Below are 24,068 nucleotides of genomic sequence, written 5' to 3' on the forward strand. Positions count from 1 at the left end.
AGATTAACGCCGATCTCATCGAATCTCATCTGCGCCACACCTCACCCCAACAACGCGTCCGCGAACTCCTCCGCGCTGAACGGCTGCAAATCCTCGACCTTTTCTCCAACGCCGATGAAATACACCGGAATCGGCCGCTGACGCGCGATAGCCGCGAGAATGCCACCTTTCGCCGTGCCGTCCAGCTTGGTCACGATAAGACCCGTCAAGCCGAGCGCATCGTCGAAAGCCTTCACTTGCGCGAGGGCGTTCTGTCCCGTGTTGGCATCGATCACGAGCAGCACTTCGTGGGGCGCGTCGGGCATCGCCTTGGCGATCACTCGGCGCACCTTGCGCAGTTCTTCCATCAAATGCAACTGCGTCGGCAGGCGGCCGGCGGTGTCGGCCATCATCACGTCGATCTTGCGCGCGCGGGCAGCGCCCACGGCGTCGAAGATGACGGCGGCCGCGTCGCCGCTTTCCTGCGCGATCACCATCACGTTGTTGCGCTCGCCCCAGACCGTGAGCTGTTCGCGCGCGGCGGCGCGGAACGTGTCCCCGGCGGCGAGCAGCACCGACTGATTGAAATGCTGCAGATGCTTCGCCAGCTTGCCGATGCTCGTCGTCTTGCCGACGCCGTTCACACCCGCGATCATCATCACGAGCGGTTGGGCGCGGCCGAGCATCAGCGACTTTTCGAGCGGACGCAGCAAGTCGATCAAGAGCACGCGCAGTGCGGCCTTCACTTGCGTGGCGTCCGTCAAACGCTCGGCGCGCACTTTTTCGCGCAAGGATTCAAGCAGATATTCGGTGGCATCGACGCCCGCGTCGGACATCATAAGCGCGGCTTCGAGCTCCTCGTAGAGATCTTCGTCGATCTTCGCGCCGACGAAGATTCCCGTGAGGCTCGTGCTCGTCTTCGATAACCCATTGCGCAGACGCGCGAGCCAGGACTTGCGCGCGGCCGGATCGGGCTCGGGCGGCGGCATGATTTCCTCGCTCGCCTGATCGGTCTCGGGCGCGCGCAGCCATTGAGATTCAGTGCGGCCTTGCCAGTATTGCGTAGGTTCGGCGGCCGAAGGCGCCGGTGCTCGATGTGATGAAGTGTTTGCAGCTTCAGCCTGATGCGGCTTCGCGTTGCCGCCATGAACATGTTCGGCAGACGCCGCCGCGTCGCCGCGAATAGCTTGCGTGTTCGAGGCCGCCGCGTCTTCACCATGAACATGCTCGCCCGACGCCTCGTCCTCTAATGCAACCGAGGATCCATCGTCGTCCGCTTCGAGGTTGTCCTCTTCCGGCGTGTCGAGCGGCTCGTCAGCCGGCTTTTTGAATCGTTTGAAGAAGCTGAACATGGTATGTGAGGAGAGCGCGCGTGCTTGCCGGTTCGCGTCTACGCGCCGATGCGCTCGCGTGTGCGCGGCTCGCGCTGAGATGTGTAAGCCGCGTATTTTATCAGGCGCGGCCCGACGCGCCTGTGCGCCTCCCGGCACGACGCCGCGCTGTGGTAACGTGGGCGCTCACGGCCCGCGCCAGTCGCCGGGAACAGTCAAAACGCCCATCGGCCGGGCCGCGCGCCAGTCTCACTCAATCTCTTTTATGTCCCGTTCGTCCGACACTCGTCCGCATACTCCGGCCCGTTCCTCGGCCTCTTCGAGCCGCGCGTCATCGCGCAGCGGCAAGCCGCACACCATTCGCATCATCGGCGGGAACTGGAAGCGCACGCCGCTGCCCGTCCTAGATCTCGACGGTCTGAGGCCCACGCCCGACCGTGTTCGCGAAACGCTCTTCAACTGGCTAGGCCAGGACCTGGATGGCCAGCGCTGTCTCGACCTGTTCGCCGGCAGCGGCGCGCTCGGTTTCGAAGCCGCGTCGCGCGGCGCGGCACGCGTGCTCATGGTCGAGCGTAGCGGCCGAGCGGTCGCGCAACTCAAAGCGAATCAGGCGCGGCTGGATGCGCGCAACATCGAGATCGCCGAAGCCGACGCGCTGCGTCTGGCTCGCAGTCTCGCGCCAGGCTCGTTCGATGTCGTGTTCCTCGATCCCCCTTTCGGCGATCAGGCTTTGCTCTTGCGCGCGCTTGAAATCGCCGCGCCGCTCGTCGCCGCGGATGGCGCGCTCTACGTCGAATGCGGCGATCCGCTGGAACCGGCGAGCATCGACGCTCTGGCGGGCTGGGAAATCACGCGCGAAGGGAAGGCGGGCATGGTTCGCTATCATTTGCTGCGCCGCCAAAATGATGAATAATGCGCGTTCCCCGATCTGGCGCGCCCGGCGCGTTCGGACGGGGGCGGGGAAAATGGGCCATCGCTGTCACGCGGTCCAAGGTAAATAAAAGAGGAGAAAGCTCATGGTTGTCGCCGTGTACCCGGGAACGTTCGACCCGCTGACGCGCGGGCATGAAGACATCGTCCGGCGCGCATCGAGCATTTTCGATACGCTGGTAGTCGGCGTGGCCGACAGTCGCGCGAAAAAGCCGTTTTTTTCGCTGCAGGAACGGCTGGATATCGCCCACGACGTGCTCGGGCATTATCCAAACGTCCAGGTAAGCAGTTTCACCGGGCTACTAAAAGATTTCGTGCGCAAGAACAACGCGCGCGTGATTGTGAGGGGCCTGCGCGCCGTATCGGATTTCGAGTACGAGTTTCAGATGGCCGGCATGAATCGCTATCTTTTGCCCGACGTCGAAACCATGTTCATGACGCCGTCGGACCAGTACCAGTTCATTTCGGGCACCATCGTGCGCGAGATCGCCCAGCTTGGCGGCGATGTGAGCAAGTTCGTGTTTCCATCGGTGGAGAAGCGGCTGACTGACAAGGTCGGCGTGGCCGCCCAGAAAGATCCTTCGGCGCCTTGAGCGCCGGGTCCGCGTATCAGCGCTCGCGCGATGCGCGGACTCCATGCCGGAACATCGCCGGCGCAAGAGAGTGAAGCATCATGTCTTTGATCATTACCGACGAGTGCATCAACTGCGACGTGTGCGAGCCCGAGTGCCCGAACGACGCCATTTCGATGGGTACGGAGATCTACGTGATCGATCCGAACAAGTGCACGGAATGCGTCGGCCACTTCGATGAGCCGCAGTGTCAACAGGTGTGCCCCGTCGAATGCATTCCGCGCGACCCGGCGCACGTCGAGTCGCCGGAGCAGTTGATGGACAAATACCGCGCGTTGATGGCGACGAAAGGCGAGTAACCGCCTTATCTCTGTTCTTACGCGCCGGCGAGTTCGGCCAGTGCAGCGACGAGCGCATCGCATTCGTCTGGCGTGCCGACCGTTATCCGCAAATGCTGGTCGATGCGCGGCAGCTTGAAATGCCGCACGAAGATTTCCTTCGTTCGAAGCGCGGCGGCGAGCGCGAGCGCGTCGTGCGCGGGGTGTTTCGCAAAGACGAAATTCGCCGCCGACGGCACCACTTCAAATCCCAGCGCGCTCAATTGCGCGGTCAACTTGTCGCGACTCGCGACGACTTTGCCGCAGCTCTCCTCGAACCACGCGCGGTCTTCATACGAAGCGAGCGCCGCTACTTGCGCGAGCCGGTCGAGCGGATACGAGTTGAAGCTGTCCTTCACACGCGTTAGCGCTTCGATCAGGCTTGCATCGCCGAATGCGAAACCCACGCGCATGCCCGCAAGCGAACGCGCCTTCGAAGTCGTGTGCACGACGAGCAGATTGGGATAAGCATCGACCAGATTCACGGCCGATTCCGCGCCGAAATCCACGTACGCTTCGTCGATGATGACTGGGGCATCCGGATTCGCCTTCAGCAGCACCTCGATTTCGGAGAGCGGCAGGGCGCGGCCCGTCGGCGCATTCGGGTTTGGCAACAGCACGCCGCCGCCTGGCGCGCGGTAATCGTCGGTATCGATACTGAAATCCGCGTTCAGCGGGATCGCCTCGTATTCCACACCGTACAACTGGGCATAAACCGGATAGAAGCTGTACGTGATGTCGGGAAAACGAATCGGCTTTTCGTGTTTCAAGAGCGCCTGAAACGCGTGCGCGAGCACTTCGTCCGAACCGTTCCCCGCGAACACCTGCTCCACGCGCAAACCGTGATGCTTCGCCACCGCCTCACGCAACGCGCGCGCGGTCGGATCGGGATACTTGCGCAGCGACGCGCCGTCCTTGCCGAGTTCGCGCGTAATCGCCTCGACCACGCGCGGCGACGGCGGATACGGATTCTCGTTGGTGTTGAGCTTGATGGGATGCGCCAGCGCGGGCTGTTCGCCCGGCACATAAGGCGTCAGTCGATGGACGATATCGCTCCAGAAACGGCTCACGGTCTGCTCCAGTGGAAGTCAGGGATTGCGATGCAGGTTCATCATCGCGCGTTCGTTTTCGCCCGCGACGACGAAGGGCATGACGGCGAGCGCGCGCTCGATCGACTGATCGATCACGTCCTGCTCTTCGCGGCGCGGCGGCTTCAGCACGAAGTTGGCGACGTCCGGCTTCGCGCCCGCACGCGCGCCTTCGGGAATCAGATCACGCGGATGCCCGATGCCAATGCGCAGCCGCCAATATTGCTGCGACGACAGATGCGCGGAAATATCCTTGAGCCCGTTGTGGCCTCCGCTGCCGCCGCCGAGCTTCATCTTGACGGTGCCGGGCGGAAGATCGAGTTCGTCGTGTGCGACGAGAATCTCATCGGGAAGAATCTTGAAGAACTGCGCGACCGCAACCACCGATTGTCCCGAGCGGTTCATGAACGTCTGCGGTTCCAGCAAATGGATTTCATGCCCGTTCAGACGTCCGCGCCCATAGTGACCGTGAAAGCGGCGCTCGTCGCGCAGACTTGCGCCGGCGTCGCGCGCCAATTGGTCGACTAGCCAGAAGCCCGCGTTATGGCGCGTCGCGGTGTATTCGGCGCCCGGATTTCCCAGGCCAACGATCAGCTTGATCATGTCGAATCATCGCAGGCTAAGAAGCCTGCTCGTATCGTTTGGTGTTGATGCGAAAAAAAACCCGCCGAGGCTTGCGCGCCGGCGGGTCACGTCGACCGTCCTTGCGAACGGATCGAGAGGATAGCGATACTTCGCTAGCTGATGCGTTTTACTCAGCAGCCGGCGTTTCACCCGTGGCTTCGTCCGTCGAATCCGACACGACAGCAGCCGGAATGGTCGCCGATGCAACCACCGGGTTTTCCGCTTCGATCGCGATCGTCAGGCTCACGCCCTTCGGCAGCGGGATGTCCTTTGCGTGCATCGTCTGGCCGGCTTCGATGGTCGCCAGATCGATTTCCAGGAACTCGGGCAGGTCTGCCGGCAGGCATTCCACTTCCAGTTCCGTCACGACGTGCGAGATCACCGCGCCCGCGAGCTTCACGGCCGGGTTGGTCTCTTGATTCATGAAGTGCAGCGGCACCTTGGTGTGCAGCTTCTTGTTCGCGTCGACACGCTGGAAATCCACGTGCAGCACCAGTTGCTTGAACGGGTGATATTGCACGTCGCGCAGCAGAACTTGTTGCGAACCGCCAGCGACTTCCAGTTCCAAAATCGACGAATGGAACACTTCCTTCTTCAGCGCGTGCCACAGGGCGTTGTGGTCCAGTTCGACCAGTTGAACGTCCTTGTCCGCACCGTACACAATAGCCGGGGTCTTGCCCGAATTGCGCAGGCGGCGGCTCGCACCCGTACCTTGCTTGCTACGCTCGAAAGCGACGACTTTCATTTGAAACTCCTATATCTGCCCGCGACCAGGCAGTGAAAATCGGGATCAACGAAAATGCGCTGATCCCACAACAACGGCAAGAACCTTCGTTCGTTCCTGCCGATCATGCAAAAACGCGAAGCTCGTGCTCCGCGTTCCTTGCTAATTCTTGCTCAACCTTCCGCGAAAAGCGACATGACCGAGTCGCCGCGCCGGATTCGGGAGAACGTCTCCGCGAGCAAACCCGCGCTCGACAGCGGACGAATCTTCGGGCACGCGAGCGACTCCGCCGACAACGGAATGGTGTCCGTCACCACGAGTTCGTCCAGTTGCGACGCCGCGATACGCTCCGCTGCGCCACCCGACAACACCGGATGCGTGGCATAAGCGAAAACCTGAGTCGCGCCGCGATCTTTCAGCACTTGCGCTGCCTTGCAGAGCGTGCCGGCGGTGTCGACCATGTCGTCCATGATGACGCAGGTACGGCCTTCCACTTCGCCGATCACGTTCATCACTTCGGCGACATTCGCTTTCGGACGACGTTTGTCGATGATCGCGAGATCCGTATTCAACTGCTTGGCGAGTGCACGTGCGCGCACCACGCCGCCGACGTCCGGCGATACAACCAGCAGATGATCGTGATTTTGCTTACGCAGATCGCCGAGCAAAACGGGCGTGGCGTAAATGTTGTCGACGGGGATGTCGAAGAAACCTTGAATCTGGTCGGCGTGAAGGTCCATGGTGATCACGCGATCGACGCCGGCAATTTCCAGCATGTTCGCGACGACCTTCGCCGAGATGGCCACTCGCGCGGAACGCGGACGGCGGTCCTGACGCGCATAGCCGAAGTAGGGGATGGCTGCGGTGATCCGGCCTGCTGATGCGCGCTTGAGCGCATCGACCATGATCATGAGTTCCATCAGGGTGTCGTTCGTCGGTGCACAGGTGGACTGCAGAACGAATACGTCTTTACCTCGAACGTTTTCCTGAATCTCGACCATGATTTCGCCGTCGGAGAAACGGCTGACCATCGCTTTGCCGAGAGGAATTCCAAGGATCTTGACGACTTCCTGTGCAAGCGCGGGATTTGCGTTGCCAGTAAATACCATCAGGCCGTCACTGCTCATCGTGCACCTGTCTGCGGCTGGAGGCGAGAGGAAAAACGCGAGAAAAGGAATGGCAGGGGAGGAAGGACTCGAACCCTCGCATGCCGGAATCAAAATCCGGTGCCTTGACCAACTTGGCGACTCCCCTACACAACTTTGAGTCTCGCCGGGAAGTGTAGGACATACCCGGCAAAACGAAACCTATGACGCGAAAGCAAAGAGAGGATGACGTTCCAGACTGCTTGTCACCACGCTCTTCCAGCTTGCCGGGAGTTTGGCTTGCGCCATCTCTGCTTCGGCTCGGCTCGGGAAAGCGGCGAACACGCTTGCTCCAGATCCGGTCATTCGCGCGGGTGCGAGATTGGAAAACCACTCGAGCACCTGTGCAACTTCCGCGTACTTTCTTGCGACTACAGCCTGCATGTCATTTCGACCGAAGCTGTCTGGCCAGTTAGTGTCTGACTTTTGCGCTGCAAGAAAGTCCGTCATTGTGGCGACCTTCGTATCCCTTGTCAAGGCCTTTTCCGAAAAAATCGCCGCGGTCGGGACGTGAACTGAAGGAGTAACTACCAGGAAAAAACGCTTGGGCAGAACGACTGCCTGCAGCGCTTCGCCAACACCTTCTGCAAAAGCATTTTGCCCGAAGACAAAAAACGGCACGTCCGCGCCGAGTTGCAGGGCGAGATTCTGCAGAATCTCACGCGAAAGATCAACACCCCAGAGACGATTCAACGCTAAAAGAGTCGTTGCCGCGTCAGAACTTCCTCCGCCCAGCCCCGCGCCCATCGGCAGATGCTTGTCGATCTCGATCTCGACGCCAAAACGACTGCCGGTGTGCTTCTGCAGCAGGCGCGCCGCGCGCACGACGAGATCGTCCGCTTCGGGTACGCCCGGCACGAGCGTCTTGCGCGTAACGATGCCGTCATCGCGTCGCTTGAAGTGCAGCATGTCGCCCCAGTCGAGCAACTGGAAGACAGTCTGCAGCGAGTGATAGCCATCCGGACGACGGCCCGTGATGTGCAGAAAGAGGTTCAGCTTCGCGGGCGCGAGGCAATTGCGAAGCGAGTCGTGAGTCGATGACATTTCTGATGCGAAGGCGTTATTGATCGAGCACCAGCTTGATATCGAGCGGCGGTTCCGAGCGGACCAGGTTCACGCGCTTGACGCCCGTCGCGGGCGCGTCGGCATAGGCGAGATAGTCGATGGTCCAGCCGTCCTGTTTGATCTCTTTGGGGCGGCCGTTGTTGGCTTCGGGGTCGAGCGTGGTCTGCGCGCGCGAGGTTGGCGCCGCGGACGGCTGCAGCCAGTAGCGCAAGCCCTCGACCGGCAGCGCGAAGCCGAGCGTGTTCTGCATCAGCTCCGACACGTTCTCGGCGTTCACTGGCGGCCGGTTCGGCAATTCGAGCGTCGCGAGCGACGGCGACGAAGTGACGATCGCCATGGTCTGGCCGAGCGGGTTGCGCAACTGGAGCGTCACGGTGTCCCCGGTTTCCTGCCAGTCGAAGTTGCCGTAGGCGTTGCGCGTCGTGCCGTTCTGGTCGTTGTACTGCACGGCGAAGCGTCCGTGATACGCGCGGCTCGTCTGCGTGGTGAGCGAAGTCGTCTTATCCGATGTGGTCGGCAAACGCGGCTGCAATGCGCAACCGGCAAGCATCAACACGGTCGCGGCCGTGAAACCGAGCGCGCCTTTGCGCATGAAACCGCGCGACGCGCCGGCAATGAAATCGAAAGCCATCAAAGATCGTTTACCTGAAGTCGTTTGAGCGTTTTGACGAGCGTGTCGTTGTCGGGTTCGAGCTTCTGCGCCTGACGCCACGTGGCGCGCGCCTGATCCTGCTCCCCGGACTTCCACTGCACCTCACCGAGATGCGCGCCGATCTCCGCGTTCGGCTGAATCTTGTAGGCGTCCGAGAGAATTTTTTCGGCTTCGGCCGCGTTGCCCTGGCGAAAGCGGGCCCAGCCGAGGCTGTCCATGATGAAGGCGTCGTTCGGCGCGAGCGATACCGCCTTCTCGATCAGCTTCACCGCTTCGTCGACGCGCTGGTTGCGATCCACGAGCGAGTAGCCGAGTGCGTTATATGCCTGCGGATTGCTCGGGTCCACGCGCATGAGCTTGCGCAACTGCGTTTCCATTACGTCGTAGTGACCGTTCTTTTCGGCGGCCATGGCGTAGTCGTAGGCGAGATCCGGATCGTCCGGGAACGCGGCCACGGCCTTCGCGAGATTCGCTTCCGCTTCGTCGTAGCGATGCGCCTCGAAAAGAATCGCCGAGTCGGTGCGCGCGAGCAGTGCGAGGTCGCGCGGATCGGAACTTTGCAGGCCATTGAGAAGCGATCGCGCTTCATCCACCTTGCCTTGCTTCGCGAGCAGTTGCGCGCGCGTGATCTGCGCGGGCAAATACTGTTGGCTCGTGCGCGGAATCTTGTCGAGCCACTGGCTCGCTTGCGCCTCGTCCTTTTGTTCGAGCGACAGTTGTGCGAGGTAGATGTAAGCCTGTCCCGGATCGCCGTTGGGCGACGCCTCCGCAGCCTGCGCGTACTGCTTGAGCAGGTCCTGCGCCTTGTCGAACTGCTTCTTCTGAATGTCGATGAGCGCGAGCGCCATGAGCGGCGTCAGATCTTTCGAGTCGTTCTTGCGCATGATCTCGAACTGCTTCTGCGCGTCGTCGAGCCGGTCCGACGACAGATACAACTGCGCCAGCGCGAGCCGCGCGTCATGCGACTTCGGATTCTTGTCGAGATACTTCTCGAACGAAGCGATGCCTTCCTTGCGCTCTTCCGGGCCCATGCGCGCGAGCGTGAGCGCCGCGGGCAGGTAATCCGGGCGCAGCTTCAACGCCTTTTCCAGCGATGCCTTCGCGCCCGGCTGGTCGTCCGCGAGCAACTGCTGACGGGCAAGCGCGAGTTGCGTTTCGGGCAGATCCAAGTCGTTCGCGGAGAGATCCTTCAGGACATTCAGGCCGCCTACGCGATTCGGTCCGCGTGCAAGCAGCGTCTGCAACGAAAGAATGGCTTCGCCGCGTTGCTCGGCCGGAACCTTGGCGAGTTCGTTTTGCAGCGTGGGCTTCGCGTCGTCGGGCTTGCCGGACACGATCAACAACGAAGCGCTCAACTGCGCGGCGCGCTCGGAATGCGGCGCAAATTGCTGCCAAAGCTGCGCGGAGGTCATTGCGTCGGTGGGGCTCTGCGCGGCAATGGCGATTTCCGTGGCGCGCTGAGCGAAGCGTGGATCATGCGTGTCACGCGCGAGCGAGAGGTAAGTCTGGTAGGCGGGCGCGGCCTGGCCGCGCTGCAAGGCGACTTCCGCCGCCAGAACCTGAAAGACGATCTGGCTGGATGCCGCCACGTTCGGCAAGTCCTGCGACTCCGCGTTATTGACAGGCGCGGTCAGAAGATCAGACGCGTTTTGCGCCGCGGCCTGATCGTCGGTGCTCGGCACGGGTGTCGCGTTCGGTACCTGAGCGTGCGCGGGCGTGAAGGCGATCGCGGACAATGCAACTGCAATCGCGCCGGCCATGCGCGTGAACCGCGCCCTTGACCGTGCATGCGATCGGATGAGGCCGGCCTGACGCAACGTATTCAGTTTGATTTCGAACGGGTTCATGGAAATCCAGACGATGTTTCGGTCGATTGTAACGCGGTGGCTAAAATACCGGCACACTCGTCCCAGCAAGACGCTCTCCAGGAAATATGCCAGAACTGCCGGAAGTAGAAGTCACCCGTCGCGGAATCGAACCTTATGTCGCCGGAAGGCGCGTCGAGCATGTCGATGTGCGTACGCCCGCGCTGCGCTGGCCCATTCCGGCGCATCTCGCAAAGACGCTCGCGCGCCTGAAAATAGAGAAGGTCGAAAGGCGCGGCAAATATCTGCTGTTCGAGACGGCCGAAGGCTGGCTTATCGTGCATCTCGGCATGACAGGCACGTTGCGCGTCTTGCGTAACGTGCCGCGCCCACCGGATGCCGCCAAGCACGATCACGTCGATATCGTGTTCGATGACTTCATCCTGCGCTTTCGCGATCCGCGTCGCTTCGGCGCGATTCTGTGGCAAGCACGCGCCGATGGCGACGTTCTCGCTCATCCCTTGCTCGCGAGTCTCGGCGTCGAACCGTTCTCGCCGGAATTCTCGGGCGCGCTGCTGTTTCGCGCGACGCGCGGGCGCAAGGTGTCGGTGAAGCAGGCGCTGCTTGCAGGTGGAATCGTCGTGGGCGTGGGCAATATCTACGCGTCGGAGAGCTTGTTTCGCGCGGGCATTCGTCCGACGACTGCCGCCGGGCGCATCTCGCTCGTGCGCTACGATCTGCTCGCCGATGCCGTGCGCGTGACGCTCGCGGCGGCGATCGAAAAGGGCGGCAGCACGCTGCGCGACTTTGTCGGCAGCAATGGCGAATCGGGCTACTTCCAGCTCGACTATTTCGTCTATGATCGCGCCGGATTGCCCTGCCATGTTTGCGGCACCGCCATCAAGCAAATCGTCCAGGGGCAACGCTCGACGTACTTCTGCCCGCGCTGCCAACGTTGAACTCAATGCTCGCTCTTACAGACTTTTCCGCGCGCCTGATCGCGTGGCAACGCATTCACGGCCGTCACGACCTGCCTTGGCAGAACACGCGCGATGCTTACCGCATCTGGCTCTCGGAGATTATGCTGCAGCAGACGCAGGTCAGCACGGTCATTCCGTACTACGCGCGTTTTCTCGAACGTTTCCCGACCGTGACTGCGCTCGCGGACGCCCCGATCGACGACGTGATGGCGCTCTGGGCCGGGCTCGGCTACTACTCGCGCGCGCGCAATCTGCATCGCTGCGCGCAGGTCGTGGCGTTCGAACACGGCGGCGCGTTTCCGCGGACAGTCGAAGCGCTCGCGGAATTGCCGGGCATCGGCCGATCGACGGCGGCGGCGATTGCATCGTTCGCGTTCGCTGCGCGCGCGACGATCCTCGATGGCAACGTGAAGCGTGTGCTTGCGCGCGTGTTCGGCGTCGAAGGTTTTCCGGGCGAAAAGCGTGTGGAGAACGCGATGTGGACGCTCGCCGAATCGCTCTTGCCCGATGCCGCCAACAAGGATGAAGTCACCGCCTACACGCAAGGCCTGATGGACCTCGGCGCGACGCTGTGCGTGCGCGGCAAGCCCGATTGCGCGCGCTGTCCGTTCGCGCCGGATTGCGTGGCGAACGTGGAAGGACGTCAGCGCGAGTTGCCGGCGGCGCGTCCGAAAAAAGCGGTGCCGACGCGCAAGACGTGGATGCTGGTGCTGAAAGACGGCGATTCGATCCTGCTAGAAAAGCGTCCGCCGACGGGAATCTGGGGCGGTCTCTGGAGCTTGCCCGAAGCCGCCGACGAAGCCGCGCTCGCGGCCGTGGCGCACAGTTTTGGCGGCGACGCGCACTTGCAGCGGCTTGCGCCGCTTTCGCATACGTTCACGCATTTCAAACTGGAAATCGAGCCGCGTCTCGGCGAAACCCGTGGCACGCCGCGCGAACTGAACGACGCGCAAACCGTCTGGGCGCCGCTTTCGCGGCTCGATGCGTTCGGCGTTCCCGCGCCCGTTCGCAAGCTGCTCGACGGGCTCACCGGCTCGCTCATCTGAAGCGCTAAAGCAGTTGATGATGCTGCATGTAGTGATGCACGACGTCGATACGCGCGCCGGCATCCATCAGTTCCATGAGCTTCTGGCGCGCGCGCATGGGAATCGGCAGGATTTCGGCAAGACGGTTCGACACCCACGTGGGGTCGTCAAAGAGATAGGGCTCGACGAACGGAAGGTTCTGCGGCTCGCGCGTTTTGATGGTCTCGATGATGCGCTCCAGCACCTCCGCGCACGCGCCGAACTTGGCGAGCGTTTCGGCGCCATGCAGCGGCTGATCCTCACCCAGCACTTCCGCCGTTCCAACCAGCAGATTGCTCGGGTCGACGCGATGCGTCACGAGCCGAAAGCGTTCCGTGCCGCGCGCCTGCACGAGCAGGAGGCCGAAGGTATCGACATCGCATTCCGTGATTTCGGCAAGACAGCCGATGCTTTCCGGCACCGACGGATCTCCCGGCGACGCGATCTCATGACCGCTCTTCAACAGGCACACGCCGAACGGCGACTTCTCGCGCAGACACGAACGCGCCATGTCGAGATAACGCGCCTCGAAAATCTTGAGCGGCAGCAGGCCGCCGGGAAAGAGGACAGTGTGAAGCGGAAACAGCGGCAAGTCGGCTAGAACGGGGTTCGAGGACATTGCGCGCCTCCAGTTTGCGACCGCCGACGCGGCGATCAGGTTCGCGTGTGGATTGCGCTGTCATCCACGGGGATGGGCGCGTCACGATGCCGCACGATCACATTGGCGTCGCCGCGAAAGTGCGCGGCCAGCGCCTGTGCGATGTACACCGAGCGATGTTGCCCGCCTGTGCAGCCGATCGCAACCGTGAGATAGCTGCGGTTATCGTCGCGAAAGCGCGGCAGCCATTTGCCGACGAATTCGCCAATGTCGTCGATCATCTCGCCGACCATGGGCTGCGCCGAAAGATAGTCGATGATCGGCTGATCGAGGCCCGTGAACGGGCGCAACTCGCGGTCGTAATACGGATTCGGCAGTGTGCGCACGTCGAAAACAAGATCGGCGTCGAGCGGCACGCCGCGCTTGAAGCCAAACGATTCGAACATGAGGGTGAGGTCGGCGGCATCGGTTTCGACGAAGCGCTTGACCCACGCGCGCAGGACGTTCGCGCGCAGATTGCTGGTGTCGATCTGATGGCCGTACTCGGCCAGGTCGGCCACGAGTTCGCGTTCCCGCTCGATGGCTTCCGCGAGCGAGTTGAGCACGCCGACATCGGCCTCGTGCATGGGTGAACCGGAAAGCGGGTGACGGCGACGCGTCTCGGAGAAGCGCTGAATGAGCGACTGCGTGCTTGCGTTGAGGAACAACACGCGCAGGTCGTACTTGCTAGATAGTGTGTGGATGATGCCGGGGACATCGTCCAGGGAATGGCTCGAACGCGCGTCGATGGCGACGGCGAGACGCTGCTGTCCTTCGCTCGACAGGTAATCGGCCAGCTCGGGCAAGAAGCGCGGCGGCAGATTGTCGACGCAGTAGTAGCCGCCGTCCGCGAGAGCGTTCAGCGCAACCGATTTGCCAGAGCCGGAGATGCCGGTGATCAGGATGATACGCATGGGCTTCGCTTCAATTGCCTTATCTTAGCACTGGCTTCGGGTCCGTTTTTTCGCGCTTCGAGCGTGAACTCGGGCGGGAAATCAGATCAGTTTGCCGGGGAACTGGCTATCCGGGTCCTGCATGGCGAGCCGCTGACGGTCCATGAAGTCCCGCAACGTGTCGATGCCGCGCAATTGCAGGATCGTATTGCGTACCGCCGCTTCTACCAGCACAGCAAGGTTTCGGCCCGCGGCGACTTGAATCGTCACTTTGCTGATCGGCAGACCGAGGACATCCACGGTCTGACTTTCCAGCGGAAGCCGTTGAAACTCGCCATCCGGCCGACGGACCAATTGCACGATCAGCTTGAGTTTCATTTTGCGGCGCACGGCGGTCTCGCCGAAAATCGTCTTGATGTCCAGCAGACCGAGACCGCGCACTTCGAGCAGATTTTGCAGCAGGGGCGGGCAGCGCCCTTCGACGAAATCAGGACCAAGGCGCACGAAATCCACGGCGTCATCGGCCACCAGACCGTGACCACGGCTGATCAACTCCAGCCCGAGTTCGCTTTTGCCGAGGCCGGAGTCGCCGGTCAGAAGCACTCCCATGCCCAGAATGTCGATGAACACGCCATGCAGCGTGGCGCGTGGCGCGAGAATGCGTGACATGTAAGCGCGCAGACTGTCGATGACCGCGGCCGCGGACATGCGCGTCGTGAAAAGCGGTGTGGACGATCGCGTGCAGCGCAGCACGAGTTCCGGCGGCGCGCCGACTTCGCCGGCCACCACCAGAAACGGCGGTTCCAGCGCGATCAGTTCGGCCATGTGGCGCGAACGGTCTTCATCGGACTGGCGCTGGTAGTAGTTGATCTCGGCGTCGCCGAGCACCTGGATACGGTTGGGGTGAATCAGATTCAGGTGGCCGACCAGGTCCGCGCTGGAGGTCGCGTTGGCAACGGTTTCACTCGAAAACCCGCGTTCCCAGCCTTCGTGCCCAGTCAGCCAACTGAGCTTCAAAGTGGCGGCGTTGTCGTCGAAAATGCTTTGGGCGTTGATGCTGGACGTATCCATGAGGCCGGAACTCCGTTGGAAGCCGGGAGCAGCCAACGCGCGCCGAAGCGAATTGCTTCAATCAGCCGCATGGTGCTGCATTTCACTGCGTTTGACCCGCGTTCAGATCGCGTTTGAAACGATTGTGCCGCAGAAGCACCGCATAAGCGAGACGCCCCAAAAAGCCAGGGAAGGGCGGCTGGCCTGCTGCAAATGCGGCTCTCGGCAGTGCGAGCGCGCCGCTTACGGCTGCCACTGCGTGAGGACCTGATACAGGGCCTCGCGATTTTCTTCCTTGTGCAAACGCTCGCGCGCTTCGCTGTCGGAGAGTAATTGCGCGATCTCCGAGAGAATTTCAAGATGCTGCTGGGTCGCCTGCTCGGGCACGAGCAGGAAGATCAGGAGCGAAACCGGCTGCCCGTCGGGCGATTCGAACGCGACAGGCTCCGCCAGGCGCACGAAGGCGGCGAGCGGTTGCTTCAGCCCCTTGATGCGGCCATGCGGAATGGCGACGCCTTCGCCAAGGCCAGTCGAGCCGAGACGCTCACGAGCGAAAAGATTGTCGGTGACGATGCTGCGGGCGATGCCGTTCTGGTTCTCGAAAATCAGACCCGCCTGCTCGAATACACGCTTCTTGCTGGTAACGGCCAGTCCGAGAACCACGTTCTCGATGGGAAGAAATTTAGCTAAACGATTCATGTTGGCAGGCTGATGCGTGGCCTGATAGCTCCTCATCGTGGCTACTGTAAGCGCGCACGGCGACGATCGGACGGAAAATGCGCTTGGGCTTCCTGCAGCGTATCTGTTTGGTTAACCCCTGTAACAACCGGGCCATTATAGAACAGGGTAATGCGTGATGGTGCGGCGCGCCATTGCCCTATTTGCAACTCAATGTGCAGTACAAAACCCGGGAAATCAATGGCTTGTGCTGACTCGTAACCGATTCCCAACAAAAAAGCCGCCAAGGCGGGCGGCTTTGCTCTGGTCTGTGCTCTCGATGACTGTTCGGCCAAGGTTGGAGGATTCCCTCCAAACCCGCCCACCGGCTGGCGGCGGGCACGTGCAAAACGACCTCGGATCACGCGACGCGCCGCATTCAGGGCGACGGCGCTTCCAGTTCTTGCGCTTCGGCGCGGTACTTGATGGCCTCGTGAGCGTGGCCCTGGATCTTGTCCTTGTGCTTGATGACCTGACGATCCAGCTTGTCCACCATCAGATCGATGGCCGCGTACATATCAACGTCACAACTCTCGATGAAAATGTCCTTGCCCTTCACGTGCAAATTGATTTCACACTTTTGCCGCTTGTCCTTTTCCCTATGATTGTCGACCGAGAGGACAACGCTGCCGTCGATCACTTGATCGAAGTGACGCAGCACCCTGTCCAGTTTCGTGATCACGTACTCGCGCAACGCAGGCGTCAATTCGAGGTGGTGTCCACTGATCTTCAAGTTCATAGTTGCTCTCCAAGCTGATGGCCGCCAGGCCAAGGCTCGTCCGATACCGGTCGGCGATGCGACTCCAGAGCGCATGAGCTACGAGCGCGTGAGGAAGGGCGCACCGGCCGGCTCGTCCGCGCATTTGCGCTGCGGCCGGTAAACGTCCGTCGCGACATGCGACAGACTATAGAGACGGGTCAAAGAGACTTGCGCAGATTCACTGCGGGAATTCTCAGTGCCTCGCGATACTTGGCGACAGTGCGCCGCGCGACCACGAAGCCTTGTTCCGCCAGCAGTTCGGCGATGCGGCTGTCTGAAAGAGGAGTTTTAGGGTCTTCCGCTCCTATCAGTTGCTTGATGAGGGCCCGGATCGCCGTGGACGATGCCGCGCCTCCAGTGTCAGTCGAAACATGCGATCCGAAGAAGTACTTAAATTCAAGCGTCCCGAATGGGGTGAGCATGTACTTTCCGGTCGTCACGCGTGAAACCGTCGACTCGTGTAAACCCAGCGTATCAGCAATTTCCCTCAAAACCAAGGGCCGCATGGCGATTTCGCCATGAGCGAAGAAGTTCTTCTGACGCTCGACAATGGCCTGCGCGACGCGAAGAATCGTCTCGAATCTCTGCTGAATATTCTTGATGAGCCAGCGCGCTTCCTGAAGTTGTTGCCGCAACGAACCGCTGCCCGGATCACCACGGTTGTTGCGCAAAATGTTCGCGTACAAGTGGTTGATACGCAGCTTCGGCACAATCTCCGGATTCAACTCGGCGGTCCACCCGCCAGACATCTTGCGCACGAGAATGTCCGGTACGACGTAATCGGCTTCGCTCTTGCCATAGGCAGCTCCTGGAAACGGCTCCAATGACTTGATCAGCAAATGCGCGTCCCGGAGCGAATCGTCGCTCGCCTTCAGATGCTTGCGCAGACGCGTGAAATCTCGCGCGGCAAGCAATTCCAGATGATTGTTGACGATGTCCAGCGCGAGCGTGCGCGTGGGCGAACCATCCAGTCGCAGCAATTGCAGCTTCAAACATTCGGATGCCGAGCGGCCGCCCACACCGGGCGGATCGAAACTCTGCAGCAAGGCGAGTGCCGCGCTAAGTTCGTCGACATCGACTTCAAGTTCGTCGGGCAGATCGGCCTGGACTTCTTCGAGCGTAGCCGTGAGATAACCGTCTTCGTCCAATGACTCGATCAGGAACGTGATCAGCGCGCGATCGCGCTGGTTCGCCGACGTCATGCGCAACTGCGCGGTCAGATGGTCGCGCAGCGTCGTGGTCGATTCGTGGATTTGCAGCGGCGGGAGATCGTCGTCGTCGGAGGCATTGTTCGAACGGCCATAGTCTTCGAGGTTCCACGAACTCGAGTCCGCACCGTTGTCGGAGCCCATGCCGTTGTATTCGTCGACACCTTGCGGCTCGCCGTTCTCCGAGCGATCGGAACTCGACGTGCTCGATGACGAGCCGTTGCTCATCATGGGTTCGGGCGCCGAATTGTTCGAAGCGGGAGACGAGATCAGCGAGCCGTCTGCCGCGACGCGCAGCGGGCTCGCGATCCAGTCGTCCTCGTTCTCGAGCAGCGGATTTTGCGCGATGGCCATTGCCACTTCCTGCTGCAATTCGAGCGTCGACAACTGCAGCAGCCGAATGGACTGCTGCAGTTGTGGGGTCAGCGCAAGATGCTGCGATAGTCGGAGTTGGAGGCTGGCTTTCATGGCAAATTTTTATTCATTGTAGAGAGTTTGCCACGCGCGCGAAACCTCGCGGCGAATCCAAAAAAGCGTGTGCCGCCTCGGTGGGCGGCACGTAAAAATTGCACTTGCGACTTGATGCGGCGCGGTACACGCGCCTTTCGTCCTACGCGTTACATGCGGAAATGCTCACCCAGATAAACGCGCCGCACGTTTTCATTCTCGATGATCTCGCTCGGCGCACCCGCTGCCAGCACGCTGCCATCGCTGATGATGTACGCGTGGTCGCAAATGCCGAGCGTCTCGCGCACGTTGTGGTCCGTGATCAGCACGCCGATGTTGCGCTGCTTCAGAAACTTCACGATTTTCTGGATTTCCAGCACCGCGATAGGATCGACGCCCGCGAACGGCTCGTCGAGCAGGATGAAGCTCGGGTTAGTTGCAAGCGCGCGCGCAATTTCAACGCGCCGGCGCTCGCCGCCCGACAGCGACAATGCCGGATTCTCACGCAGATGCGCAATCTGCAGTTCATCGAGCAGGGCTTCGGCGCGCTGTGTAATGGCGTCTTTGGACAGGCGTTTGCCCGTTTCGTCCGTCTGCAGTTCGAGCACCGCGCGAATGTTCTGCTCGACGGTGAGCTTGCGAAACACCGAGGCTTCCTGCGGAAGATACGACAAACCGAGATGCGCGCGCTGGTGAATGGGCAGAAGGCTGATCGAGGTATCGTCGAGCACGATTTCGCCTGCGTCGAGCGGCACGAGGCCGACGATCATATAAAACGACGTAGTCTTGCCTGCGCCGTTCGGCCCAAGCAGACCGACGACTTCGCCGCTCTTCACATCGAGCGACACGTCTTTCACCACGGTGCGCGAGCCGTAACGCTTCTTCAGATTGCGCACGACCAGCGAGCTCGACTGGCCTTCCGGCTTACGGTGGGGCATGGCTGGCGAGTTCACTGCTGCGGCGTTCCCTTTAGAGTGTTCGACGGTGCAAGCGTGGCGGGCGGGCCATCCAGCGACGCCGCGTTGCCGCTGCGCGGCGCGAGCATGGCGCGCACGCGGCCGGTCGGATTGCCTGGTGAGGCCACGTCCTTGCCAGCGGTTGCCGTGTAGAAGTCTTTCTGACCGTCGTAGGTGATGACGCTGCCGTGCACTTCGTCCTGCACCTTGGTCAGGCCTTGCAGGCGGCGCACGGTGGCGCGCGTCGTGAGTTTGGTGAAGTCGTTCTTGCCGTCGTAGTCGATACGAACCGCGTTGCCGTCGATGTACTCATCGAGACCATCGCGCTTTTGACGGAAGTACGAGAGATTGTTGCCGGTCGAGGTGCCGGTCGCGTACTGATAGCCCTGTGGATCTTGCGTGACATCGACGCGATCCGCCTTGATGACGATCGTGCCTTTGGTCGCGACGACGTGACCGGTGAACACGTTCTTCTGGTTCAGGTCGTCGTAGGACATGTTGTCCGCTTCGATGTTGAGCGGCTTGTCGCGGTCGGCCTTTTCGGCGTGCGCCGCAGTTGGCAGCGCCAGCATCGCGGTAAGCGAAGTCAGCGAGACCAGGGCGGCCGCGAGCCCGGCCCGCACGGCGTGCGCGGTGCGGCGCGCGAACATTGCGCGCGTGTGGCCGCCATCGGGACGAGGGAAGCTTTGGTTCATGCAGTCACAAAATTCGGAAGGATTTGCCGGGATAACTAGGTTACTTTGACGAGCCGCCATTGATGTCCGACGCGGCTATCGCGCCGCGCACGTTACCAAAGAGCTTCATTTCCCGGGTCACGTTGTTGTAGTTCATGCCGTTGGCCGTCATCACGGACGGGCCGCGCTGAAGTCTAACCGGTTTTTCCGTCTCGATGACATCGTCGTTCACCAGCACGCGAAAATGCTGCGAATCCGCTTGCATCTGCGGATCGCCGAAACCGGCTGCGCGCAGGATGCGGGCGTTGTCGTAGAGATCGACGATGGACACGTCGCCGTTCACCGTGCCGCGCTGCGCCGTCGCCGTGACGGTGGGCTTTTGCGGCTGGAACATGCGCATGGCGGGCAGCGTCAGGTCGCTGTTTTCGTCGTCTTCGTAATGCACCATGGACTTGGCCGTAAGGCGATACTGCGTCGTGCCCGAGGTATCGAGTTCGGAGACGGAAAAATTCTCGGCGAAGTAATCGGCGGTATGACGCTTTGGCTGCTCGGGCGCGGGCGCGCCGGACGGCAGCGTGCTCTGCAGAAGCCAATAGGTGATGCCCGCGAGCGCCGCCATGGCGACGAGCGGCAGCAAGGAGGAGAAACGGCCGGGACGAGGCATTGGCTTATTCTCCGAGCGCCGCGGCTAGCAGCGCGTCGTAGCGGTTCTGCGCGCGCAAGATGACGTCGCAGACTTCGCGCACCGCGCCTTGACCGCCACGCGCTTCGGCCACGAAATGCACGCGTTGGATCACCTCCGGATGCGCGTTCGCCGGCGCGGCCGCGAAACCGCAGCGGCGCATCACGGCGAGGTCGGGCCAGTCGTCGCCCATGTAGCCGGCTTCGTCGGCTGCTATTTTGGTCGCGGCGAGCAACTCGGCGAGGGCAACGGTCTTGTCCGCGACGCCCTGATAAAGATGCGTGACGCCCAGTTCCTTCGCGCGCGCCGCGACGATGCCCGACTTGCGGCCCGTGATGATCGCCGTCTGCACGCCGACCGACTGAAGCATCTTCACGCCGTGGCCGTCGAGCGAGTTGAACGATTTCATCGCGTCGCCTTCGGCGGTGAAGAAGAGGCTGCCGTCGGTGAAGACTCCGTCGACATCGAAAATCATGAGCTTCACGCGGCTCGCGCGTTCGATAGCGGACGCGGCGGATGCGTCAGAAGCGGCGGAAGAAGGCGTTTGCGCCATCAGATCACCTTCTTGGAAAAGAGGTCGTGCATGTTCAGCGCGCCGATCAGTGTCGCGTCGGCGTCCACGACCAGCATCTGATTGATACGAAAGCGCTCCATCAGTTCCACGGCTTCGACGGCAAGATGGTCCGGACCGATCGTGCGCGGATTACGCGTCATGACATCGGCGAGTTTCAGCGCGCGGAAATCGCCGTCGCGCTGCAGGATGCGACGCAGGTCGCCGTCCGTGAAGATGCCTTCCACGTGACGATCGCCATTGATGACCGCCGTCATGCCCATGCGCTTGGCTGTGATCTGAAAGAGCGCGTCCGATACCGTGGCGTCGAGCGAGACGACCGGCACTTCGTCGCCCACGCGCATTACGTCGCGCACATAAGTCAGGAGGCGCCGGCCGAGCGCGCCGCCCGGATGCGAACGCGCGAAATCCTCGGGACCGAAGCCGCGCGCATCGAGCACGGCGACGGCGAGGGCATCGCCCATGGCAAGCGCGGCCGTGGTGCTGGCCGTGGGCGCGAGATTCATGGGACACGCTTCCTTTTCGACGCGCACGTTCAGATGCATGTCCGCAAGTTGCGCGAGGCTGGATTCGGGCCGTCCCGTAATGGCGATGAGTTTTGCGCCAAGACGCTTGATGAGCGGCAAAATAGCGACGAGTTCCTCGGTTTCGCCCGAGTTGGACAACGCGATGAAAATGTCGTCGGCCGTGACCATGCCCAGGTCGCCGTGGCTCGCCTCGGCCGGATGCACGAAGAACGCCGGCGTGCCCGTGCTTGCGAGCGTGGCGGCGAACTTGCGCGCCACGTGTCCCGACTTGCCAATGCCGGACACGACCACGCGCCCGCGGCAGGCAAGCAGCGTTTCGACTGCGTTCGTGAAGTTTTCGTCGAGAAGTTCTGAAAGCCCGCGAACGGCGTCGGCTTCGATCTGGATCACGTCGCGAGCGAGTCCCAGTGCCCGGTCGCCATTGATTTTCGCTATCATGCGCGGAGTATAGCAAAGGCGTTTCTTCGCCGCGCCGCTCGAGGGCGTGACGCGCCGCCGCCTATCCGCCCCCGCAGGCCCCGGCGTCAGGGGCCTTTCCACGACACCGTCGCGCGACCTTCGCGCGTGCCGGAACGCCGACGAACGAGGACGCTGGACGGATGATTTCTCCGCTCGAAATGACGCTGTTGTTGCTGCTCTGCTCAGTGGCAGGCGTCGTCGTATTTCGCTTTTTCAATTTGCCGCCGATGCTCGGTTATCTGACCGTCGGCATTATCGTGGGTCCGCATGCGGCCGGCATCGCGCCGGATAGCGACCGCGCCCAGCATCTCGCCGAATTCGGCGTGGTGTTCCTGATGTTTTCCATCGGACTCGAATTCTCGCTGTCGAAGCTGCGCTCGATGCGGCGCATCGTGTTCGGACTCGGCGCGAGCCAGGTCGGGGCGACCATCGTGCTTGCGCTGCTGTTCGGCTGGATCGCCAATTTCTGGATTTCGATGTCCTGGCAGGCGAGCTTCGCGCTCGGCGGCGCGTTGTCGATGTCCTCGACCGCGATCGTCAGCAAGCTGCTCGCGGAACGGCTCGAACTCGAATCGGAGCACGGTCGCAACATCTTCGGCGTGTTGCTGTTTCAGGATCTGGCGGTGGTGCCGCTGCTCATCATCATCGCGGCGTTCGGCAACGGCAATTCGTCGCAACTCGCGATGTGGCTCGGCATCGCGGCAATCAAGATCGTGGTCGCGTTGACGGTGCTGCTGTTCATCGGCCAGAAGTTCATGACGCGCTGGTTCGATCTGGTCGCGCGCCGGCGCTCGCAAGAGCTCTTCATGCTGAACCTGTTGCTGGTGACGCTCGGCGCCGCGTTCATCACCGACAAGTTCGGGCTGTCGCTTGCGCTCGGCGCATTCATCGCGGGCATGTTGATCGCCGAGACACCTTACCGGCATCAGGTGGAAGAGGACATCAAGCCGTTTCGCGACGTGCTGCTCGGGCTTTTCTTCGTGACGACCGGCATGCTCCTGAACCCGCGCGTGATCTGGGAGCATCCGTTCCTCGTGCTCGGCTTTCTGATCCTGCCGATTCTGCTCAAGGCCGTGATGATCACCGGGCTCTCGCGCCTGTTCGGCGCGACGCCGGGCGTCGCCATGCGCACGGGTCTCGGGCTTGCGCAGGCGGGCGAATTCGGCTTCGTGCTGCTGAATCTGATTCTGGATTCGCATCTCGTCGATCCGACCATCCTGCAGGCCATTCTTTCCGCGATGCTGCTGTCCATGCTCGCCGCGCCGTTCATCATCCAGAACGCCGACCGGATCGTGCTGCGGCTGTCGTCGACGGAATGGATGCTGCAATCGCTGCAAATGACGAAGATCGCGACGCAAAGTCTCAAGCAAAGCGGTCACGTGATCATTTGCGGATACGGCCGCGCCGGGCAGAATCTCGCGCGCATGCTGGAGCAGGAAGGCATTTCCTACGTGGCGCTCGACCTCGACCCGGATCGCGTGGCGGCAGCGGCGGCGGCCGGCGAATCGGTCGTGTTCGGCGATGCCGGGCGCCGCGAATCGCTGCTCGCGGCGGGTCTGCATCGCGCGGCGACGGTCGCGATCACCTACGCGAATACGCCATCCGCGATGCGCGTGCTCCACAACATCCACGAACTCGCGCCCACCTTGCCGGTGATCGTGCGTACCGTCGACGACGCCGATCTCGAAAAGCTCACGGCAGCGGGCGCGACGGAAGTGATTCCGGAGATCGTCGAAGGCAGCCTGATGCTGGCGTCGCACACGCTCGTGCTGATGGGCGTGCCGATGCGCCGCGTCGTGCGGCGCGTCGAGGAAATGCGCGACGCGCGCTACAGCATGCTGCGCGGCTACTTCCACGGCGCCGATGACGATGACGACGACGATGGCCACGAGCAGGTGCGGCTACAATCCGTACCGATCGACGAGAAATCGGACGCGGTCGGGCATTCGCTCGACGATCTGGGGCTCGTCGGCAACGGTGTCGAGGTCACCGCGATCCGGCGCCACGGCATCCGGGGCGTCGAACCCGCCCCCGACACCAAGCTGCGCGCGAACGACATCGTCGTCTTGCGCGGCATGCCCGAAGGGCTCGCGCAAGCCGAAGAGCGGCTTTCGCGCAGCCGCCGGGCAGCGTAACTTTTTCTCTTCATCG

The 24,068-nt window shown here is 61.9% G+C and carries 26 protein-coding genes and 1 tRNA gene; 6 read left to right on the plus strand and 21 right to left on the minus strand.

The genetic code is table 11. The features are described from left to right. Positions 1–41 precede the first annotated feature (41 nt). Positions 42–1,331: a signal recognition particle-docking protein FtsY gene (ftsY, locus tag LDZ28_RS01100; RefSeq protein WP_244826904.1), complete on the minus strand. Its 1,290-nt coding sequence runs from the start codon at positions 1,329–1,331 to the stop codon at positions 42–44. Positions 1,332–1,575: 244 nt separating this feature from the next. Here ftsY and rsmD point away from each other — a divergent pair, with 244 nt between their 5' ends. The 3 genes from rsmD (at position 1,576) to LDZ28_RS01115 (ending at position 3,171) form a co-directional block, all read left to right on the plus strand. Further along, positions 1,576–2,223, plus strand: a complete 648-nt coding sequence (gene rsmD, locus LDZ28_RS01105) for a 16S rRNA (guanine(966)-N(2))-methyltransferase RsmD (RefSeq protein WP_244826905.1) — start codon at positions 1,576–1,578, stop codon at positions 2,221–2,223. A gap of 103 nt (positions 2,224–2,326) precedes the next feature. Next, positions 2,327–2,833, plus strand: a complete 507-nt coding sequence (coaD, locus tag LDZ28_RS01110) for a pantetheine-phosphate adenylyltransferase (protein ID WP_244826906.1) — start codon at positions 2,327–2,329, stop codon at positions 2,831–2,833. 80 nt (positions 2,834–2,913) lie between these two features. Continuing rightward, positions 2,914–3,171, plus strand: coding sequence for a YfhL family 4Fe-4S dicluster ferredoxin (locus LDZ28_RS01115; RefSeq protein WP_244826907.1), 258 nt, complete (start codon positions 2,914–2,916; stop codon positions 3,169–3,171). Positions 3,172–3,188: 17 nt separating this feature from the next. Here the strand turns inward: LDZ28_RS01115 and hisC are convergent, their stop codons facing one another. The 8 genes from hisC to LDZ28_RS01155 form a co-directional block, all read right to left on the minus strand. Further along, positions 3,189–4,259, minus strand: a complete 1,071-nt coding sequence (gene hisC / locus LDZ28_RS01120) for a histidinol-phosphate transaminase (RefSeq protein ID WP_244826908.1) — start codon at positions 4,257–4,259, stop codon at positions 3,189–3,191. 18 nt (positions 4,260–4,277) lie between these two features. Next, a complete protein-coding gene (pth, locus tag LDZ28_RS01125; RefSeq protein WP_244826909.1) occupies positions 4,278–4,880 on the minus strand; it encodes an aminoacyl-tRNA hydrolase in 603 nt (200 codons plus the stop codon). A gap of 148 nt (positions 4,881–5,028) precedes the next feature. Continuing rightward, positions 5,029–5,646: a 50S ribosomal protein L25/general stress protein Ctc gene (locus tag LDZ28_RS01130; RefSeq protein ID WP_244826910.1), complete on the minus strand. Its 618-nt coding sequence runs from the start codon at positions 5,644–5,646 to the stop codon at positions 5,029–5,031. A gap of 152 nt (positions 5,647–5,798) precedes the next feature. Further along, positions 5,799–6,752, minus strand: coding sequence for a ribose-phosphate pyrophosphokinase (locus LDZ28_RS01135; RefSeq protein WP_244826911.1), 954 nt, complete (start codon positions 6,750–6,752; stop codon positions 5,799–5,801). A 50-nt stretch (positions 6,753–6,802) separates the two neighbouring features. Next, positions 6,803–6,879, minus strand: a tRNA-Gln gene (locus LDZ28_RS01140). Between the two features lie 53 nt (positions 6,880–6,932). Beyond that, positions 6,933–7,814 carry a 4-(cytidine 5'-diphospho)-2-C-methyl-D-erythritol kinase gene (ispE, locus tag LDZ28_RS01145; protein ID WP_244826912.1) on the minus strand — a complete coding sequence of 294 codons (882 nt, stop codon included), beginning with the start codon at positions 7,812–7,814 and terminating at the stop codon, positions 6,933–6,935. 16 nt (positions 7,815–7,830) lie between these two features. Beyond that, positions 7,831–8,466 (minus strand): lipoprotein insertase outer membrane protein LolB, encoded by a 636-nt coding sequence (lolB, locus tag LDZ28_RS01150; RefSeq protein ID WP_244826913.1) that lies wholly within the window; start codon positions 8,464–8,466, stop codon positions 7,831–7,833. Then, the gene (locus tag LDZ28_RS01155) at positions 8,466–10,334 is read right to left on the minus strand and encodes a tetratricopeptide repeat protein (protein ID WP_244826914.1); all 1,869 of its coding nucleotides are present in this window, start codon (positions 10,332–10,334) and stop codon (positions 8,466–8,468) included. The genes lolB and LDZ28_RS01155 overlap by 1 nt, the downstream gene beginning before the upstream one ends. Before the next feature lie 86 nt (positions 10,335–10,420). Between LDZ28_RS01155 and mutM the strand changes: the two genes are divergently transcribed. After that, on the plus strand, positions 10,421–11,251 hold the full coding sequence (gene mutM, locus LDZ28_RS01160) for a bifunctional DNA-formamidopyrimidine glycosylase/DNA-(apurinic or apyrimidinic site) lyase (protein WP_244826915.1): 831 nt from the start codon (positions 10,421–10,423) through the stop codon (positions 11,249–11,251). Positions 11,252–11,256: 5 nt separating this feature from the next. After that, a complete protein-coding gene (gene mutY, locus LDZ28_RS01165; protein ID WP_244826916.1) occupies positions 11,257–12,318 on the plus strand; it encodes an A/G-specific adenine glycosylase in 1,062 nt (353 codons plus the stop codon). A 4-nt stretch (positions 12,319–12,322) separates the two neighbouring features. Here the strand turns inward: mutY and LDZ28_RS01170 are convergent, their stop codons facing one another. From LDZ28_RS01170 to kdsD, 12 genes are all read right to left on the minus strand, one after another. Then, positions 12,323–12,955, minus strand: coding sequence for an LON peptidase substrate-binding domain-containing protein (locus tag LDZ28_RS01170; protein ID WP_244826917.1), 633 nt, complete (start codon positions 12,953–12,955; stop codon positions 12,323–12,325). A gap of 35 nt (positions 12,956–12,990) precedes the next feature. Beyond that, positions 12,991–13,887 carry an RNase adapter RapZ gene (gene rapZ, locus LDZ28_RS01175; protein ID WP_244826918.1) on the minus strand — a complete coding sequence of 299 codons (897 nt, stop codon included), beginning with the start codon at positions 13,885–13,887 and terminating at the stop codon, positions 12,991–12,993. An 81-nt stretch (positions 13,888–13,968) separates the two neighbouring features. Next, positions 13,969–14,937 carry an HPr(Ser) kinase/phosphatase gene (gene hprK, locus LDZ28_RS01180; RefSeq protein ID WP_061172712.1) on the minus strand — a complete coding sequence of 323 codons (969 nt, stop codon included), beginning with the start codon at positions 14,935–14,937 and terminating at the stop codon, positions 13,969–13,971. Between the two features lie 222 nt (positions 14,938–15,159). Then, a complete protein-coding gene (ptsN, locus tag LDZ28_RS01185; protein ID WP_244826919.1) occupies positions 15,160–15,615 on the minus strand; it encodes a PTS IIA-like nitrogen regulatory protein PtsN in 456 nt (151 codons plus the stop codon). A gap of 41 nt (positions 15,616–15,656) precedes the next feature. Further along, complete coding sequence (locus tag LDZ28_RS01190) at positions 15,657–15,929, minus strand: hypothetical protein (protein WP_244826920.1); 273 nt, start codon at positions 15,927–15,929, stop codon at positions 15,657–15,659. Between the two features lie 83 nt (positions 15,930–16,012). Next, the gene (gene hpf, locus LDZ28_RS01195) at positions 16,013–16,372 is read right to left on the minus strand and encodes a ribosome hibernation-promoting factor, HPF/YfiA family (protein ID WP_244826921.1); all 360 of its coding nucleotides are present in this window, start codon (positions 16,370–16,372) and stop codon (positions 16,013–16,015) included. Positions 16,373–16,551: 179 nt separating this feature from the next. Further along, on the minus strand, positions 16,552–18,069 hold the full coding sequence (locus LDZ28_RS01200; protein ID WP_244826922.1) for an RNA polymerase factor sigma-54: 1,518 nt from the start codon (positions 18,067–18,069) through the stop codon (positions 16,552–16,554). 149 nt (positions 18,070–18,218) lie between these two features. Then, positions 18,219–18,986 carry an LPS export ABC transporter ATP-binding protein gene (lptB, locus tag LDZ28_RS01205; protein ID WP_244826923.1) on the minus strand — a complete coding sequence of 256 codons (768 nt, stop codon included), beginning with the start codon at positions 18,984–18,986 and terminating at the stop codon, positions 18,219–18,221. An 11-nt stretch (positions 18,987–18,997) separates the two neighbouring features. Beyond that, entirely contained in the window at positions 18,998–19,699 is a 702-nt protein-coding gene (gene lptA / locus LDZ28_RS01210) for a lipopolysaccharide transport periplasmic protein LptA (RefSeq protein WP_244826924.1), read from the minus strand. Positions 19,700–19,739: 40 nt separating this feature from the next. After that, positions 19,740–20,342, minus strand: a complete 603-nt coding sequence (gene lptC / locus LDZ28_RS01215; RefSeq protein ID WP_244826925.1) for an LPS export ABC transporter periplasmic protein LptC — start codon at positions 20,340–20,342, stop codon at positions 19,740–19,742. A 4-nt stretch (positions 20,343–20,346) separates the two neighbouring features. Next, positions 20,347–20,913: an HAD family hydrolase gene (locus tag LDZ28_RS01220; RefSeq protein ID WP_244826926.1), complete on the minus strand. Its 567-nt coding sequence runs from the start codon at positions 20,911–20,913 to the stop codon at positions 20,347–20,349. After that, positions 20,913–21,896 carry an arabinose 5-phosphate isomerase KdsD gene (gene kdsD, locus LDZ28_RS01225; RefSeq protein WP_244826927.1) on the minus strand — a complete coding sequence of 328 codons (984 nt, stop codon included), beginning with the start codon at positions 21,894–21,896 and terminating at the stop codon, positions 20,913–20,915. Before kdsD ends, LDZ28_RS01220 begins: the two co-directional genes overlap by 1 nt. A gap of 161 nt (positions 21,897–22,057) precedes the next feature. On the opposite strand from kdsD, the gene LDZ28_RS01230 reads away from it, so the two are divergent. Beyond that, the gene (locus tag LDZ28_RS01230; protein ID WP_244826928.1) at positions 22,058–24,052 is read left to right on the plus strand and encodes a monovalent cation:proton antiporter family protein; all 1,995 of its coding nucleotides are present in this window, start codon (positions 22,058–22,060) and stop codon (positions 24,050–24,052) included. Positions 24,053–24,068 lie beyond the last annotated feature (16 nt).

Source organism: Caballeronia sp. TF1N1 (genome assembly GCF_022878925.1).
In the GTDB taxonomy this organism is placed as follows: domain Bacteria; phylum Pseudomonadota; class Gammaproteobacteria; order Burkholderiales; family Burkholderiaceae; genus Caballeronia.

Excerpts from the sequence above, each read along its gene's own strand:
- ftsY (WP_244826904.1), bottom strand. The coding sequence starts at position 1,331 with ATGTTCAGCTTCTTCAAACGATTCAAAAAGCCGGCTGACGAGCCGCTC.
- rsmD (WP_244826905.1), top strand. The coding sequence starts at position 1,576 with ATGTCCCGTTCGTCCGACACTCGTCCGCATACTCCGGCCCGTTCCTCG.
- coaD (WP_244826906.1), top strand. The coding sequence starts at position 2,327 with ATGGTTGTCGCCGTGTACCCGGGAACGTTCGACCCGCTGACGCGCGGG.
- LDZ28_RS01115 (WP_244826907.1), top strand. The coding sequence starts at position 2,914 with ATGTCTTTGATCATTACCGACGAGTGCATCAACTGCGACGTGTGCGAG.
- pth (WP_244826909.1), bottom strand. The coding sequence starts at position 4,880 with ATGATCAAGCTGATCGTTGGCCTGGGAAATCCGGGCGCCGAATACACC.
- LDZ28_RS01130 (WP_244826910.1), bottom strand. The coding sequence starts at position 5,646 with ATGAAAGTCGTCGCTTTCGAGCGTAGCAAGCAAGGTACGGGTGCGAGC.
- LDZ28_RS01135 (WP_244826911.1), bottom strand. The coding sequence starts at position 6,752 with ATGAGCAGTGACGGCCTGATGGTATTTACTGGCAACGCAAATCCCGCG.
- ispE (WP_244826912.1), bottom strand. The coding sequence starts at position 7,814 with ATGTCATCGACTCACGACTCGCTTCGCAATTGCCTCGCGCCCGCGAAG.
- lolB (WP_244826913.1), bottom strand. The coding sequence starts at position 8,466 with ATGGCTTTCGATTTCATTGCCGGCGCGTCGCGCGGTTTCATGCGCAAA.
- LDZ28_RS01155 (WP_244826914.1), bottom strand. The coding sequence starts at position 10,334 with ATGAACCCGTTCGAAATCAAACTGAATACGTTGCGTCAGGCCGGCCTC.
- mutM (WP_244826915.1), top strand. The coding sequence starts at position 10,421 with ATGCCAGAACTGCCGGAAGTAGAAGTCACCCGTCGCGGAATCGAACCT.
- mutY (WP_244826916.1), top strand. The coding sequence starts at position 11,257 with ATGCTCGCTCTTACAGACTTTTCCGCGCGCCTGATCGCGTGGCAACGC.
- LDZ28_RS01170 (WP_244826917.1), bottom strand. The coding sequence starts at position 12,955 with ATGTCCTCGAACCCCGTTCTAGCCGACTTGCCGCTGTTTCCGCTTCAC.
- rapZ (WP_244826918.1), bottom strand. The coding sequence starts at position 13,887 with ATGCGTATCATCCTGATCACCGGCATCTCCGGCTCTGGCAAATCGGTT.
- hprK (WP_061172712.1), bottom strand. The coding sequence starts at position 14,937 with ATGGATACGTCCAGCATCAACGCCCAAAGCATTTTCGACGACAACGCC.
- ptsN (WP_244826919.1), bottom strand. The coding sequence starts at position 15,615 with ATGAATCGTTTAGCTAAATTTCTTCCCATCGAGAACGTGGTTCTCGGA.
- hpf (WP_244826921.1), bottom strand. The coding sequence starts at position 16,372 with ATGAACTTGAAGATCAGTGGACACCACCTCGAATTGACGCCTGCGTTG.
- LDZ28_RS01200 (WP_244826922.1), bottom strand. The coding sequence starts at position 18,069 with ATGAAAGCCAGCCTCCAACTCCGACTATCGCAGCATCTTGCGCTGACC.
- lptB (WP_244826923.1), bottom strand. The coding sequence starts at position 18,986 with ATGCCCCACCGTAAGCCGGAAGGCCAGTCGAGCTCGCTGGTCGTGCGC.
- lptA (WP_244826924.1), bottom strand. The coding sequence starts at position 19,699 with ATGAACCAAAGCTTCCCTCGTCCCGATGGCGGCCACACGCGCGCAATG.
- lptC (WP_244826925.1), bottom strand. The coding sequence starts at position 20,342 with ATGCCTCGTCCCGGCCGTTTCTCCTCCTTGCTGCCGCTCGTCGCCATG.
- LDZ28_RS01220 (WP_244826926.1), bottom strand. The coding sequence starts at position 20,913 with ATGGCGCAAACGCCTTCTTCCGCCGCTTCTGACGCATCCGCCGCGTCC.
- kdsD (WP_244826927.1), bottom strand. The coding sequence starts at position 21,896 with ATGATAGCGAAAATCAATGGCGACCGGGCACTGGGACTCGCTCGCGAC.
- LDZ28_RS01230 (WP_244826928.1), top strand. The coding sequence starts at position 22,058 with ATGATTTCTCCGCTCGAAATGACGCTGTTGTTGCTGCTCTGCTCAGTG.